Here is a 14916-nt window from a genome sequence, read left to right as displayed (position 1 = left end):
ATTCCCTTTATGTTGAGATTTTGAGTTACTCAAAATAAAAGGCAGATGCAACCTTGTCAAACAACACATCCCATCACAAAATTTGGGACATTATCAATTTTTACAGATAATGGAGAAAATGCTTTTAATGAATGCTTAGACACGATACGAAATAATTTGGATTAATACAAATTTTGGCATAAACGGCAGGCATAAAGCATTGGAGAATAAAAAAGGGCGCGCGCCGTTTCCGCCCTTTGTTATCGGTTGCGGGAAACGGCGGGAGTGTTTTACGGAAAAGGTCAGGGCAGGTCGAAGAGCAGCCGGGTCAATTGGGCGTACTGATCGACGGAGAGCTTGTCCGGCCGGGTTTCGGTCGGGATGTTCAGCGCCTCCAGCGCCGGAAGCGCCTTCTCTTTGCCGTAGTTGTTCGACAGCAGCTTGCCGAGCTGTTTGCGGCGCTGCGCAAAAACGGTTTTGACCACGCCCGGCAGCAGCCGGCACAGCTCTTTGTCCGCCGAATAACGCTCGTGGCGGCGGAAGGAGACGATCGCGGAGTCCACCTCCGGCGGCGGGAAGAACACCTCCGGCGGCACGATTTTTTCAAGTTTCACCTCGTAGCGGAGCTGGGTGCGGACCGAAAGCGCGCCGTAATCCTTGGTTCCGACCGGCGCGGCGAGCCGTTCACCCATCTCGCGCTGGAGCATGAAGAACATCGCCTCCGGCGGCGCCGGGAGATCCAGCATCCGGGCGATGAAGATCGTGCTGATCGAGTAGGGCAAATTGGCGATCGCGCGGAAAGGGCGCCCCTGCGGCAGCAGTTCCAGGTAATTGACCCGGCAGGCGTCCGCTTCGGTCAGGTGGAAGTTGTTCGCCTCCAGATGGGTACGCAGATATTCCGCGATGCGGTGGTCGAATTCGACCGCATACACATCGGCCCCCGAAGCGAGCAGCTTGCGGGTCAGCGCCCCGAAGCCGGGACCGACTTCAAGCACGGTTTCGCCGGGCTGCGGCGCGCTGAGGCGCACGATGTAATCCAGAAGGTTGCCGTCGAGCAGGAAGTTCTGGCCGAGGCCGCGCCCCGGGCGCATCCCGATCGACTCCAGCGCGGCGGTGAGCTGTTGCTTATTCATGGATCAGTGCCCGCCGTGGCAGCCGCAGCCGCAGCCGCACTGGTGGCTTCCGGCGGAAGGGCAGTCGCGCCGGGACGGACATCCGGCCGGGCCGGTCTGGGTCACCGCCGCGAAAACGCTCGGCAGCTTTTCGAGCTCGGGAGAACCGCACTTCGGGCATTCCGCCTCCGAGTCGAACCGCGGCACCAGCAGCTCCACGGTTTCGTCGCACTTCGGGCAGTGATAACGGAAAATAGGCATGTCGCACCTCTATTCTATGCTTCAATTGGTTGACTGTGGCAAAGATACAATAAAATACCGTTTCCCGCCGGAAAATGCAAGCGGAAAACTTGCATTTTCACTGTCCGGCGTTATCTTTTTATTGAAACATCAGACAGGAAAATGCAATCCCGGGGAGGCTGAAATTTGGAATCACTGCTGAAATATGCGCTCGGGCAGCGCCGGTTTGAAGTGTACGAGCCGGAGATACCCTCCGACCATCCGCCGGTCGTGATCGTGCATGGCCTGCTTCACCGGGGCATCGTGATGCGGACGTTTGCGGCGGCGCTCCGCCGGGCGGGGCGGAAGGTCTATGTCTACGACTACAAGACCACCCGCAAGCCGGTGGAGGCGCACGGCGTCGAACTGGCCGATTTCCTGATGAAGCTCGATTGCCCGAAGCTGGATATCGTCACACACAGCATGGGCGGTCTGCTGACCCGCGTCGCGCTTGACCGGCTGGCCCGGCAGGGGCGTCTGGACGGGATCGGCCGGGTGGTGATGCTGGCTCCGCCCCACCACGGTTCGGAGGTCGCGAGCTGGTGGGTGTCGCACTTCCCTCCTTCGCGGGTGCTGGTGCGTTCGCTGCCGGATCTGGCCGATACGCCGGAGGCGGCGGTCCACCGGCTGCCCGTGCCGAGCGGCGTTGAAATCGGCATCATCGTCGGCAGCCGCGACAGCAAGGTCAGCGAAAGCTCCACCCGGCTCGGCACGGAGTGCGACCGGGTCGTGATCGATTCGGCGCACGCTTTCATGATGAACAAGCCGGAGGCGCAGCGGCTGATCCTCAATTTCCTCGATTTCGGATGTTTCGAGCCGGATAAAATCGGTAAAAAATAGAGCCGCGGATTTGCGGCGGAGCGGTTTGCAACTTATATTTATACAGTGGCATATTGTACTGAATCACACTATCATCCGGGGGGCAGTCCATGTTGACTCGAATTTTAGCCGTTGCCGCAGCCGGTTCCATGCTGTGGCTCGCCGGCGGGTGCCGGAGTTCCGCAACATCGGAAGCGGCGAAGCCGTATGAGCAGGCCGCCCGCCGCATTCAGGTCGGGGGGACTTACTATAAGATTTCAAATCCGGTGCGGCTGTTCGCATCGCTGGAACGGCTGTTCCACGGCCTGGAGCTTTCGCTGGCGTCGCCGGACAGCCAGTTGCCGCCGGAGTTCGTGCGCGAACTCCAGCAGTTCAGCGCCGCGTTTGCGCTGGCTTGGAAATTGGCCGGGGTTGACGAACTTGCCGCCTGCGGCGCCAGTTCCGTACCGTTGGAAGGGGAGTCCGGTCTCTTTGAAAACCGTATGTTCCTGGCGCTGCCGCGTGAACCGCAGGGATTTCTGTGGGGGCTGACCGGCAGCGGAAACCGGCCGCTCCGGGAGGAGTTCCGGGCGCTGCCGGCCGATACCGTGTTCGCTGCCGACCTGACACTGGAGCCGGTGGTGCTGGCCCGGGCGCTGAAGCAGCTTGAGACGACTTCCCGGCAGGGGGACGAACTGGCCGATTCCATCTTCAAAACGCCGCTGGAGCCGCTGCTGGCCGGAATTTCCGGTGAATGGAGCGTTCTGGTGACCGCGGACGGGGATGCTTCCGCCGATACGCTCGAAGGCATACGGCTGCTGGTTACGCTGCCCGATGCCGGCGGCCGGCTTTTCCGCTATCTGGCCGGAGTCGCCCAGCTGGTGCCGGGAACCGTGAGCGGGGAGAACCGGGTCGTTTTCGGGCCTTTGAACCGGTTCGGCATCAGTTGGCGCCCGGAGTTGCATTTCGACGACGGCCGGCTCTACCTCTATTCGAGTCAGGATATGCTCGACTATCTGGCGGATGAGAGCGCGCCGCGCCTTGCCGATACGCCGGAATTCCGCAAATTGGCCGCAGGGCTGCCGGAAAGCGGCAGCGGCTTCCTGTATTCCGGCGGCGGGCTCGCGCTGCTCCGGAATGAGCTTGCTTCCCTGACCGGAGCCGAATCGGCGGCGGCATTGGCGGAGCTTGACCAGCAGGAGCTGACCGTGTTCCGCAACGAGCCGGACGGCAAGCTGACGGTGAGCCGCAGCAACTGGGATCTGAATCAGGTGGAGTTCGCCGAGCAGGCGCTGATCCCGGCGGTGGGGCTGATCACACTGGTTTCGCCCTATTTGACTGAGCACCGGGAAATGCTTGATGACAAGGCCGCACAGCAGAAGTGCCGTCTTCAGCTCAAGCCGCTGGCGGACGCACTGGAGAAATATGCGGCGGAACATGATGGCCGTTTCCCGGCGGAGGAGGGGATTGCCGGGCTGAAAACGCTGCTGGAAGCCGGGCTGATTGCGCCTTCCGCGCTGATCTGTCCGGGGACGGAGGATGAGGCGGCGGCTGATACCGAAAGTTTTACCTTTGACAACTGTTCCTATGTTTATTTCGGCGGATTCAACCGGAAATCGAATCCGAAGCTGCCGCTGGTGATCGACTGGCCGTTCAATCACGCCGATGCGGTCAACGTGATTCTGGTCGACGGTTCCGTCGAGACGCTGGAGCTTGAGAATCCGGAAAACTGCCGCCGGGTGGTCAGCTATCTGCACACCCGTTACCACTATACCGAACCGGAATTCAAACAGCTGATGCAGAAGGCGGCCGCCCTCGATCAGCAATTCGAATTGGATTAGATACGATGAAAGAGAACCAGACCAAAGAAACCGGGCGCAAAGAGCCCGCCCCGATCCAGAAGTTGAACGATGAAGTGGCCAATGCGTTTGAGAGCTGCGCCAATGCTCTGTCTTTGAATGAGTTGTCGCGTGTGACCGGCGTGCGCATCGAATTGCTGCGCCGCTTCATTTCCAAAAAGACCCGCCGGGCGCGGGCGGAAACCTGGGACAAGATCTACCCGGCGCTGAAGCCCTATCTGGTCGGCCCTGAACCGGCCCATGAGCCGCCGCCGCGCGTCGGCCCCGCTTATCGCCGCCATCACGAGCTGGTGGAGATGTTCAGCGACCAGAAGGTATTGCTGGACGAATTCGACGTCCTCGCCGAACCGGAGCAGAAGAAGGTTATCGCGTGGATGGAGGAGATGGCGGGGGCGGAAACGGCTCCGACCGCCTTTGAAAGCCTGACTCCGCTGGAAAACCGGGTGATGGGAAGTTTCCTCGCCCTGTCGCGCGAGGAACAGCAGAACGCGTTGCTGAAACTCACCGATATCGCCGTGGCCGAAGTGCGCAAACGGCGGAAGGAGCTGTTCTAGGCGGAACCGCTTTTGGGGATCTGTCCGGCCAGCCTGACCAGCTCACACAGCACGGGATAGAGCAAATGGCCGGTATTGGCGGAAAAGTTGACCCGGTTTCCGTCGGAATTCTGGCGGACCAGCTCCAGTTCCAGCAGGCTCTGCAGCTCCCGATGGATGACCGGGGCGCTCAGCCCCGCTTCACGCGCCAGCTTGCGCAAATAAAAGGTCGGAGCATCCGGCGTGAAAAGCAGCCTCAGAATCTCCGCGCGGCTTTGCGAGCCGATGATCCTTGGCAGAATATCCATTGACTTTTCTCCTTGGTGTTGCAATTATTACAATACTGGTATCTGTTGAAAAAGTAAAATAACGCCGGGAAGAATCTCAGGATTTTTCCATTGGTTCGGTCTGTTTGCGCTGGACATACTCCACAATCTCGGCAAAGCTGCCCGAAAGCAGATTTTCCGCCTCGGCATCGGTGATTCTGATGTGGAACTTTTCCTCCATGCCGAGGATGAATTCAGCGGACTCCAGTGAGTCGAGGTCGACGTAAAGCAGCAATGGTGCGGGATCGTTGGGATAGCACATCATTGTTGCCGGGCGGTCCATATTCTGAATCGCCAGTTCCCGGATTGCCAGTGCAATTACGGCTTGTTCCCGGGTCGGCCAGTAAGAGCAGAACAGCCGTACCGACATCTCCGGCCGTTGCTGAATCTCCTGAAGCAGCAGCTCTTCGGAAAGGCTTTTCCAGTTTTTGCGAAGCATATTTTTCCGGACTTTAACCAGAAAAGTGGATAAGGGAGGTGCGGAGGCTGTTCCGGCGACTGCGAGATCTTCCGGCAGGGCGGAAGGGGATTGGCCGAGAATACTGCGAATGACTTCATGAAAGGTGGTTCCGGTGATTTTCAAGCCATGCCGTGCCGTCTGCTGCAGGAATTGTGCATAACCGCCCCCGGCGGCCAGCCGGAGTGAATCCTGAGGATAAACCAGAAAATCGATTCCGGCCAATTCGGTCAGAATACAGGCCCAGCGTGCTTCGGCCTTGCCGGGGTAGAAACGGCAGAAGTGGTCGCGGTCCTGCTGCCGGTCAAGACAAAGAGGCGGACGGGGATGGTTGAGCAGCCATTGGGCGCGTGTTGATTGCAGGTCGATGCTCCGGTGTTTCAACTGATTTCGGAGATACCGTTTCACGCCAAGACAGAAGAGCAGGAGAATGCTTTCCAGACTTCCCCAGAGGAGCAGGGCCGTGAATAATTGGCGGCAACTGGTCAGCCATGCGGTTACGGCGACTGCCGCAATTCCCGACACCGCGATAAGAAAAGCAAAGTTGCGGGAGTGGCTTTCCCAGTGTCGGAGGCGGTTTTCCGCCTGCTGCAGTTGTCCATCCAGTTCATTCTGCTCCAGAAATGGCCCTGAGGCGATCAGGGGCGGGACGGAAAACAACTCTTCGGGGATCTGAGCGGCGTATTCCGGCAATGTGTTTGAGGTTCTGCCGCGGCGCCGGAGGAGGAGTGTGAATAGGCCGCATGCGATCACTCCGCAGGTCCACCAGATGTTTCCCCATTGGAGGGCCGCCCCGAGCATGATCAGCCAGACGGAAAAGACCAGATGATTGGACATGATGCTGTTCTCCCTGATTCTCGATATGCTGTGAAAATTGTTTTTATTGTTATCCATAAGATAACGTTATTTATCAATAAAGCAACGTAAGAGGAGAAATTATTTTGCTTTTTTTCGGCGGATCGCTGATTGCAAGGTTGATTTTACCGGATTGAAACGGCATATTTCCCGTATGAGGATTGAACTGTAATCTTTAGCTGGAAAAGGCGGAATATGGCGGGTAAGTTTTATGGAATCGGACTCGGGCCGGGCGATCCCGGGCTGGTCACGTTGAAAGCGGCGGACGCATTGCGTTCGGTCAAGGCGATCTATTCGGTCGCATCGCGGCAGAGCGACCGGAGCATCTCCGGGCGCATTCTCGACGCGCTGCCGGGAATTACGGCGGAGCGCACCGAGCTGGAATTCACGATGTCCAAAGATTTCGGGGAGCGGCTCGCGCGGATCGACGAGCACGCCGCGCTGATTCTGGCCGGAATCCGGCGGGGAGAGGACGCCGCTTTCGTGACGATCGGCGACCCGATGACCTACAGCACCTGCAGCTATCTGCTGCGCGCGCTGCGGCGCATGGAGCCGGAGCTGGAATATGAGATTATTCCGGGGGTGAACTCGTGGAGCGCGCTTGCCGCCGCCACCGCGACCGCGCTGGTCGAGGACCGGGAGGTGCTGCGGATCATCCCGACCGCCGTTCCGCCGGAATCGGAAAAGCTCGCCGCGATGCTGCAGGAACATGGAACTTCGGTGCTCCTGAAATGCTACCGCACCCGCGAAGAACTGGTCAGGCTGCTGTCGCAGGGCGGATACCGGGTCACTTACGGGGCGAATCTGGGGCTGGACGACGAGTTCGTTTCCGGCGACCCGGAAGAGATCGCCGCCCGCCCGGAAGAGTATCTGTCGATGCTGCTGTGCCGCAGGTGAGGCGCGGCGTCACTCCCGCGGCAGAGTCATCACCTGATTGGAGTTCATCGAGCGGTCGGCCAGGAAGCCGATCAGGTGCCCGTTGATCGAATCCGACAGCATCGTGCAGGAGATCGACGGGGTGCGGCCGGAGAGCAGGGAGACGAAATCCGCCGCCAGCCGCTCGTCGCCGCCGCCGTGCCCGCCGAAAGCTCCGGTGGTGTCGCCGAGGTCGGCGAGGTCGAACACCTGCTCCGTGAATTCGTGTCCGGGCCGGGCGTCCATGTGGCGGAGCGTGAACTTGTTGTCGTCGAACACGCCTTCGAGCTCCCCGGCGGTGCCGAGCAGATGGATTTTCCGCATCGGGCGGCAGGTCCCGCCGACCAGGTTGTGGGTGGCGACCGAACCGTCGGCGAATTCGACCAGCACCGACTGGCGGTCGGCGACGTTGTTGTCGAGCTTCCAGATGCAGCGCGAATAGGGATTGGCCGGATCGCGGAGCCGGGCGGTCTTGGATTCGATGGAGAGGTCGCCGGAATCCTCCAGCTCCGGCCACACGTAGAACACCCAGCGGTCCGGGTGGTTCAAATAGAGTTTGCGCACCGAGTAGGGGCACTCCGCTTCCACCGGGCAGTCCAGCAGACAGTGTTCGCCGGAGTTCGCCGGGGCGTTCTCCCGCGTGAAAAAGCGCCTGCCGCCGAAACTTGCGACCCGGACCGGGGCGACCCCGCTCTTGAACCAGGTCAGAAGATCGAGGTCGTGGCAGCACTTGGACATCAGGAACGAGGAGCCGCAGACATCCTCCCGCCGCCACTTGCCGCGGGCGAACGCGGTCGAATAGTGGTGATAGCTGACATGTTCGGCGGTCTCCAGCGTCACGATGTCGCCGATTTCACCGGCGAGCACGCGCCGTTTGAGTTCGGCGTAGAACGGTGCGTACCGCAGCACGTGGCAGATCATCACCCGGCGGCCGGTGCGGCGGACCGTCTGTTCCAGCCGCCGCAGCTCCTGCTCGGAAACCGCGAACGGTTTTTCCAGCAGCACGTCGTAGCCGCGTTCCAGCAGCGGCAGGGTGGTCGGGACGTGCTGGCGGTCCATGGTGCCGTTGATCACCGCGTCGGCCAGCTTCGGGCGGGCGGCCAGCTCCTCCGCCGACTCGAAGCACTGTTCGGCGGTGAGTCCGAAGCGTTGCGCCGCCAGCGCGCGCCGTTCGGGGGAGGGGTCGGCGACGCCGACGATGCGGAGTTCTTCCGGAGCTTTCAGGGCATAGCCGGCGTAGATCAGCGCCCGGTGGCCGGCTCCGACGATAATCGCGGTAATCATGATGACTTAATTCCTCGGTTGGGAGTTGGTTGCGGCGGTCAGGAGTTCTCCGTCCGGCCCGATGACCGGCACCGGGATCAGGCGGGTTTCGGGAGTGCGCACGGGATCGGCGATCACCAGTTGCAGCAGTCGCCACAGCGATTCGCGCAACCGGTCGTAGCGGTAGACCAGGCCCGGTTCACCGCCGTCCGGCGCGGGTTCCTCGAAAATCCGGGAGAAACCGCACTCCACCGCCTTCGGCAGCGTGACGCGGTGTTCGGCCAGAATCCGGCGCAGTTCCGGTTCCGGCACGGAGCTGTAGATCGCATCCGGCGGGCGCGGCAGCGCCAGCAGCCGCTCCACCCCGGCGGCCAGCGCCGCCTCATAGGGCTGCGATTCATCCGGATAGACGAACAGTTCCGGGTCGAAGATCGCATAGGCGTTCATCACTTCAAAGTAGGCCGAAAAGATGATTTCCCGGAAGTAGTGCAGCGGATAGCGCGGGTTCAGCAGCGCAATCCTCCGGCGCCCGCGCCGGATCAACGCTTTCAGAAACAGCCGCAGCGCGCTTTCATGGTCGAACTCCACGCAGTTCACCCCCCATTCGCGCGGCATCCGGTTCGCGGCCACAAAGGGAATCCCCGAAAGTTTCAGCTGGTAGGCGGATTCCCGGTCGAGCGAACTGTTCATGAAGATCACCCCGTCCGCGCTCAGCGTCTCCCAGAAGGAGCGCACTCCGCAGAGATCGGCGGCGGGCGTGCTGATCGAAATCGGCCGCATCCCCGCCTCAGTGATCAGCCGGTCGAGCTGCCCGGGATTGTCGCTGACCGGTCCCGGATGGAAAATCACAATGTTCCCCGAAACCGGGCGGCGGCTTCCCTCTTCCGGGATCAGAAAACCGCGATTGCCGTTCGGCACGATCAATCCGCCCGCGGTGAGCTGCTGCAACGCCCGCAGGACCGTCCGCGGATTCACCCCGAACAGCTCCCCCAGCAGCCGCACTGACGGCAGCCGCCCCCGGTACTCCCCGTTCCGGATGCCGTTTTCCAGCGCCCCCGCAATTTCCTGGTATTTCGCTTTCTGCATTTTGATCACACTGTCATCATATTTATATGCAACATTGATACAACATGCTTATAGTATGACACAGGATTTCCCCGTTGTCAAGAGAAGAATCAGGGAAATCAGGCAATTCAATGCCTTTTCGGCGGAGATTTCGCTCCTTTCGGAGCGAAATCCCTCAGCAGCAGCTCTTTTCGTGAATCGCGGTGAAGCGGCACACCTGGCGGCACATATCGCAGCCGGCACAGAGCTGGGCGTTGATCGCGGGCTTCGATTTGCCGGAAGATTCGATTGCGGGGCAGCCGAGTTTCAGGCAGCTCCGGCAATTCCGGCACGCCTCGTGGTCGATTTCCTGCACCGGGCCGACCGGCTTGCGCTCTTTGAGCAGGCAGGGGGCGCGGGAGATGATCAGCGACGGCTCATCGGCCGCCAGTTCCTCTTTCAACACCGCGGCCACTTCGTCGAGCCGATAGGGATCGACCACCCGGATGCGTTTCATGCCGCACGCTTCGGCGATCTTTTCGATCGAAGCGGCGGCGGTCGGCTCGCCCATCAGGGTCCGCCCGGTGCCGGGGTGGTCCTGATGGCCGGTCATCGCGGTGGTGCGGTTGTCCACCACGATCAAAGTGGAATTGCCTTTGTTGTAGACGATGTCCAGCAATCCGGTGATGCCGGAGTGGAAAAAGGTCGAATCGCCGACGATGCCGACCACCGGCCTCTTCTCCCCCGCCTTGACCATCCCCTGCGACATCGAAAAACCGCCGCCCATGCAGAGGATCACGTCAGTGCGCGACAGCGGCGGAAACACGCCCAGGCTGTAGCAGCCGATATCGCCCGTCACGATCACGTCGAACTTGCCGAGCGCGTAGAAGACGCCGCGGTGCGGGCACCCGGCGCACAGGATCGGGGGCCGCCCCGGCAAATCTTCCGGCGGCGGCTGCGGCGGGGCGAAGGATTCGCCGAACAATTTCGCGCGCACCTCCCTGAGCTTCAGCGGCACCAGCTCCCCGACGCGCGGCACCACATCCTTGCCCCGGCAGTCGATGCCGAGCGACTTCACATGTTCTTCGAGGATCGGGTCGGCCTCTTCGATCACTGCGACCGACTCGTGCTCCGCCGCGAATCTCCGGATCAGTTCATCCGGGAACGGCCACGACCAGCCCAGCTTCAGGATATCCGCCTCCGGGAAGATATCGGTGCAGTGCAGCGCGGTCAGACCGGAGGAGATGATTCCCAGCCCCCCCCTTTCCGTCCCGCGCAGCACGAAGTTCAAGTCGGCGGCGCGGGAGGCTTCGGCCGCCTGCTCCGCGACCCGCTCCTCGACCCGGACGCGCAGCTTGCGCCCCCAGACCGGAATCGGCACGAACTGCGGCGGATTCTTCTCGAAATTCGCCGTCCCGGCCCCGGTGCGCGCTCCGACTTCGACCAGCGCGCGCGAGTGGCTGACGCTGGTGGTGGTGCGGAAGATCACCGGAGTACGGTATTTTTCGCTGATCTCAAACGCCCGCCTGATGAAAGCCGACGCTTCGCGCGCGTTGCCCGGCTCGAAAACCGGCACCTTCGCCAGCCGCGCGTACTGCCGGGTGTCCTGTTCGGTCTGCGAGGAGTGCATCCCCGGATCGTCCGCCGCCACGATCACCAGCCCGCCGACGATGCCGATATAAGAGAGCGTCATCAGCGGATCGGCCGCGACGTTCAGCCCGACGTGCTTCATCGTGACCAGGGCGCGGACGCCGGTCAACGCGGCCCCGGCGGCCATCTCCAGCGCGACCTTTTCATTCGGGGCCCATTCGCAGTAGACGTCCTGTTTGAACCTGACCAGATTTTCCAGAATTTCGGTGGAGGGTGTGCCCGGATATCCGGCCGCCACCTTCACGCCGGCTTCCCACGCGCCGCGCGCGATCGCCTCATTGCCCGAAAGCAGTTGTTTTTCCATCATATCGCTCATTTCTTCACATCTTCGCCGTTTTTCCGGTAGAACACCCGCTTCGCCTTGCCCTCCTGCCGGGGGAGCGTGCCGGGAGCGTACACATCGCCGTCCGGCGAAAAGCCGAGATCCTCCTTCAGCTGCTTTTCTATCATATAGCCGGTCACGCCGGGCTGCGCTTCGACATTGATATGCAGATTGCGCACACCGTGTTCCTCGTCGATGATGATCTGGTAGTTCGGCAGCACGCCCGGAATTTTCAGCAGCGACTGCTCGATCTGCTTCGGGAAGAAGTTGACTCCCTTGATGATCAGCATATCGTCCACCCGGCCGGTGACTCCGGCGATCTTCAAATGGGTGCGGCCGCAGGCGCACCGTTCCCGCGAAACGATCCGCGTCAGGTCGCCGGTCCGGTAGCGGACCACCGGCAGCGCCTCGCGTGTCAGCGAAGTCACCACCAGTTCACCCTCCTCGCCGTCCGGCAGCGGCAGACCGGTTCCGGGATCGATCACCTCGACGATATAGTGGTCCATCCACACGTGGATGCCGGAGTGGTCGCTGCAGTCCATGCCGAGCGTGCCGATGCCGCCGGTTTCGGTCATGCCGTAGATATCGAACACGTCGATTCCGAGGCCGGAGCGGAGGCGTTCCTTCATCGCATCCGAGAAGGTTTCCGCGCCGAAGATGCCGATCTTCAGCTCCGGCATCGAACTCTTTTCCTCCTCCATCACCTCCATGATCCGAATGCCGTAGGAGACCACCCCGGTCAGCACTGTCGTACCGAAATCCCGCGCCAGCCTGATCTGCCGCACCGTATTGCCCGGACCGCACGGCACGATGAACATTCCGTACTTGCGCGCGCCGTGATAGCAGCCGAAACCGCCGTTGAACAGCCCGAGTCCGGGCGTGATCTGGCACACGTCGTGCGGCTGCGCCCCGGACATCGCATAGCAGCGCGCCATGCACTCCGCCCACTGCTCGAGGTCCGCCGGAGTATAGGGCATCACCACCGGAGTTCCGGTCGAACCGCTGGACATGTGCATCTCCGCCAGCTCCCGGCGGTCCACGCAGCACATGCCGAGCGGATACTCGCGCCGGAAATCCTCCTTGCACATGAACGGCAGTTTCGCAAGGTCCTCCAGACCGCGGAATTCATTCACATCCACCCCGGCGGCCTTGAACCGCTCCGCGAAAAATCCGTTGCCGGCCGCGACGTGCCGCACCACGCCGCGCAGCCGTTCGTCGCGCAAAGCATGAAGCGCATCGCCGGACATCGTCTCCATCTCAGGGTTGAAAAACCGGATTTTTTCCATTTTCACAACGTTCTCCCATATTCAAAGGCCCGCCGGTTCAATTCACGGAACTGCGGCTTCACACACTCGTCGATTGCGGCCCGCCACGCCGGCTCCGGCAGGTCAAGCCCGTTCGCCAGCGCGCCGAGCAGAATCGTGTTGGCCGCCCTCGGATTGCCGAATTTTTGCGCCGCGATCCCGGCGCAGTCGAGATATTTGAGATTGGAAAAGCATTCCCGGAGCCGCGTCTCCACATCCCCGGGGTAACTCGCGCGCCCGCTCGAAACCGTAACCGGAATGATCGACTCCGCCGAAACCGCCGCCAACGCGCCCGGCTTCAGCCAGGCCGCGTAACGCAGCGCCTCGACCTGTTCCAGCGCCCCGAGCACATCCGCCGTCCCTTCCAGAATCAGCGGGGAATGCACCACTTCGCCGTAACGGATCTGCGCGGTCACCGAGCCGCCCCGCTGCGCCATGCCGTGAATTTCATTGGTGGTCACGTCGTATCCGGCGTGTCCGGCCGCGGAAGCGATGATGCGGGCCGCCAGCAGAATTCCCTGCCCACCCACTCCGACCAGAATAATGTTCTTTATCATGTTCAGCAACACCTTTATCTTGTATCCAGTTAAAATACCGCGCCTCGCTTCATCCTGCAATCCCCCGGCATGAAAATATCGGGGATTTCGCCCTTTGGGCGAGCAGGGCGCTTCGCCCCTGCACCCCGACCGGCAAGGTGCCGGTGCCGAATACTTCAGATCCGGGAAAGGCGGCACGCCTTTCCCTCCGGGGGGGGGAGGGTCTACTGTGGACAGGCAGGCGGGTACCTGAGCGGCACACCGCTTCGGTCGGCACAAAGCCCGCTTTTTTGCGGGCTTTAGGCACTCCCTGCGCCTGCTGCCGCCGGAGGTCACGCGCGGAACGGCCAGATGCTGACCGGGTAATAGACAGATACCCCGATGGAGGCTGATAAGAGTTTATCTGCCGATATACGCAAAGCGAGGTCAGGCAACAATGCAATTGTCATATCACAGGCAAGCATATCTTTGAATGCGAGCCTTATTAAACCTTGCCTGTATGATAGAGATAGGCAGAGTTCAGCCTCCATGAGTGTAATTTCACATTGTCTGGTCAGCATCTGGAGGTTCTGCGCGTGACCTCCGGCGGCAGCAGGCGCAGGGAGTGCCTAAAGCCCGCAAAAAAGCGGGCTTTGCGCCGACCGGAGCGGTGTGCCGCTCCTGTACAACCTTGCCTGTCTCTACCGGAGCCTCCCCCACCCGGAGGGGAAACCGGAACGGTTTTCCCGAATCTCAAGTATTCGGCACCGGCACCTTGCCGGTCGGGGTGCAGGGGCGAAGCGCCCTGCTCGCTCCGGGAGGAGCGAAATCCCCGCCGATGATCAGTGACGGCGGAATTCGCCCGGCGGCATACCGGCATACCGGCTGAACTGGCGGCTGAATGTGTAAATGTCCGCATAACCGAATGTTGCGGCAATCTCTTTCAGGGGAAGCTCGGAGCTTTTCAACAGCGACTGGATCTTTTCGATCCGGCGGCGGATGCGGTATTCGGCGGGAGAGATTCCGAGGTGGAGGGTGAAAAGGCGGCGGAAGTTCGGGTAGGTCATGCCGACTTTCGCGGCGACTTCGGCAGGGGAAATGCGTTGCCCGAGATTCTGTTCGAGCAGCGAAGCGCCCTCGCGGATTTCGGCGTAATGCGGCTCCCGGACGGTGACGGAAAGCAGGATTTCGGTCAGAAAACCGAAACAGCTTCCCATCGAGAGCGCCAGCTCCCGTTCGCCGCGCGCCGCCAGTTCATCGGCCAGGCCGTCGAAGCGCGCAACCAGCCAGGAGTGGAGTCCCGCATCGATTACCGGGCGGTCGGGAGAGAGCAGCTTTTGTTCGAGCAGGGCCTGAAAGAACGGGGCCGGAATCGCAAAATATTTGTCCACATATTCTCCGGCATCGTGGAACTGGTGGTGCAGGACGCCCGGCATGCGGATCATCAGAGAGCCGGGGCCGTAAGGGATTTTCCGCCCCGTCGCGGTGATGTATTGACCGGTGCCCCGCAGGATGTAAGTCGGATTCAGGAAATCGTTGCGGATGTTGCTGCGCAGCACCGCGGCGGCGGTGTTCAGCACGGAGGTGCCGGCCTGCAGGCGGCCCGCGCAGCGGAAAACGCTGCGCGCAGTCGCGTCGAACCGGATTTCGTTTTTCTGTTTCATGGCTGCAAATATATCACACTTTCCGGAATTGGCAAATCAGA

14 protein-coding genes are annotated in these 14916 nt (G+C 61.3%); 4 read left to right on the top strand and 10 right to left on the bottom strand.

Annotated features, from left to right (window positions below; translation table 11 throughout):
• Positions 1-281: 281 nt before the first annotated feature.
• Entirely contained in the window at positions 282-1112 is an 831-nt protein-coding gene (gene rsmA, locus C8D82_RS18605; RefSeq protein ID WP_116885795.1) for a 16S rRNA (adenine(1518)-N(6)/adenine(1519)-N(6))-dimethyltransferase RsmA, read from the bottom strand.
• Between the two features lie 3 nt (positions 1113-1115).
• On the bottom strand, positions 1116-1352 hold the full coding sequence (locus C8D82_RS18600; protein ID WP_116885794.1) for an FmdB family zinc ribbon protein: 237 nt from the start codon (positions 1350-1352) through the stop codon (positions 1116-1118).
• 165 nt (positions 1353-1517) lie between these two features.
• Here C8D82_RS18600 and C8D82_RS18595 point away from each other — a divergent pair, with 165 nt between their 5' ends.
• From C8D82_RS18595 to C8D82_RS18585, 3 genes are all read left to right on the top strand, one after another.
• Positions 1518-2210 carry an esterase/lipase family protein gene (locus tag C8D82_RS18595; protein ID WP_116885793.1) on the top strand — a complete coding sequence of 231 codons (693 nt, stop codon included), beginning with the start codon at positions 1518-1520 and terminating at the stop codon, positions 2208-2210.
• Between the two features lie 89 nt (positions 2211-2299).
• Complete coding sequence (locus C8D82_RS18590) at positions 2300-4009, top strand: hypothetical protein (RefSeq protein WP_133245289.1); 1710 nt, start codon at positions 2300-2302, stop codon at positions 4007-4009.
• Between the two features lie 5 nt (positions 4010-4014).
• A complete protein-coding gene (locus C8D82_RS18585; RefSeq protein ID WP_116885791.1) occupies positions 4015-4581 on the top strand; it encodes a hypothetical protein in 567 nt (188 codons plus the stop codon).
• Here the strand turns inward: C8D82_RS18585 and C8D82_RS18580 are convergent.
• Complete coding sequence (locus tag C8D82_RS18580) at positions 4578-4868, bottom strand: helix-turn-helix domain-containing protein (RefSeq protein WP_116885790.1); 291 nt, start codon at positions 4866-4868, stop codon at positions 4578-4580. The genes C8D82_RS18585 and C8D82_RS18580 overlap by 4 nt on opposite strands.
• A gap of 76 nt (positions 4869-4944) precedes the next feature.
• Positions 4945-6180, bottom strand: a complete 1236-nt coding sequence (locus tag C8D82_RS18575) for an acyl carrier protein (RefSeq protein ID WP_116885789.1) — start codon at positions 6178-6180, stop codon at positions 4945-4947.
• A 213-nt stretch (positions 6181-6393) separates the two neighbouring features.
• On the opposite strand from C8D82_RS18575, the gene cobI reads away from it, so the two are divergent.
• Positions 6394-7095 carry a precorrin-2 C(20)-methyltransferase gene (gene cobI, locus C8D82_RS18570; protein WP_116885788.1) on the top strand — a complete coding sequence of 234 codons (702 nt, stop codon included), beginning with the start codon at positions 6394-6396 and terminating at the stop codon, positions 7093-7095.
• Positions 7096-7104: 9 nt separating this feature from the next.
• Here cobI and C8D82_RS18565 read toward each other — a convergent pair whose 3' ends face one another.
• From C8D82_RS18565 to C8D82_RS18540, 6 genes are all read right to left on the bottom strand, one after another.
• Positions 7105-8397 (bottom strand): Gfo/Idh/MocA family protein, encoded by a 1293-nt coding sequence (locus C8D82_RS18565; RefSeq protein WP_116885787.1) that lies wholly within the window; start codon positions 8395-8397, stop codon positions 7105-7107.
• A gap of 6 nt (positions 8398-8403) precedes the next feature.
• The gene (locus C8D82_RS18560) at positions 8404-9462 is read right to left on the bottom strand and encodes a GntR family transcriptional regulator (RefSeq protein WP_116885797.1); all 1059 of its coding nucleotides are present in this window, start codon (positions 9460-9462) and stop codon (positions 8404-8406) included.
• Positions 9463-9616: 154 nt separating this feature from the next.
• Positions 9617-11377, bottom strand: a complete 1761-nt coding sequence (gene iorA, locus C8D82_RS18555) for an indolepyruvate ferredoxin oxidoreductase subunit alpha (RefSeq protein WP_207776185.1) — start codon at positions 11375-11377, stop codon at positions 9617-9619.
• 5 nt (positions 11378-11382) lie between these two features.
• Positions 11383-12678: a phenylacetate--CoA ligase family protein gene (locus C8D82_RS18550; RefSeq protein WP_116885786.1), complete on the bottom strand. Its 1296-nt coding sequence runs from the start codon at positions 12676-12678 to the stop codon at positions 11383-11385.
• A gap of 2 nt (positions 12679-12680) precedes the next feature.
• Positions 12681-13253: an indolepyruvate oxidoreductase subunit beta gene (locus C8D82_RS18545; RefSeq protein ID WP_116885785.1), complete on the bottom strand. Its 573-nt coding sequence runs from the start codon at positions 13251-13253 to the stop codon at positions 12681-12683.
• An 800-nt stretch (positions 13254-14053) separates the two neighbouring features.
• Positions 14054-14875 (bottom strand): helix-turn-helix domain-containing protein, encoded by an 822-nt coding sequence (locus C8D82_RS18540; protein WP_116885784.1) that lies wholly within the window; start codon positions 14873-14875, stop codon positions 14054-14056.
• Positions 14876-14916 lie beyond the last annotated feature (41 nt).

The sequence above is a fragment of the Victivallis vadensis genome, from assembly GCF_003096415.1.
In the GTDB taxonomy this organism is placed as follows: domain Bacteria; phylum Verrucomicrobiota; class Lentisphaeria; order Victivallales; family Victivallaceae; genus Victivallis; species Victivallis vadensis.
The sequence above is the reverse complement of the archived record's forward strand: the minus strand, read 5'-3'. Positions and strand labels throughout refer to the sequence as shown.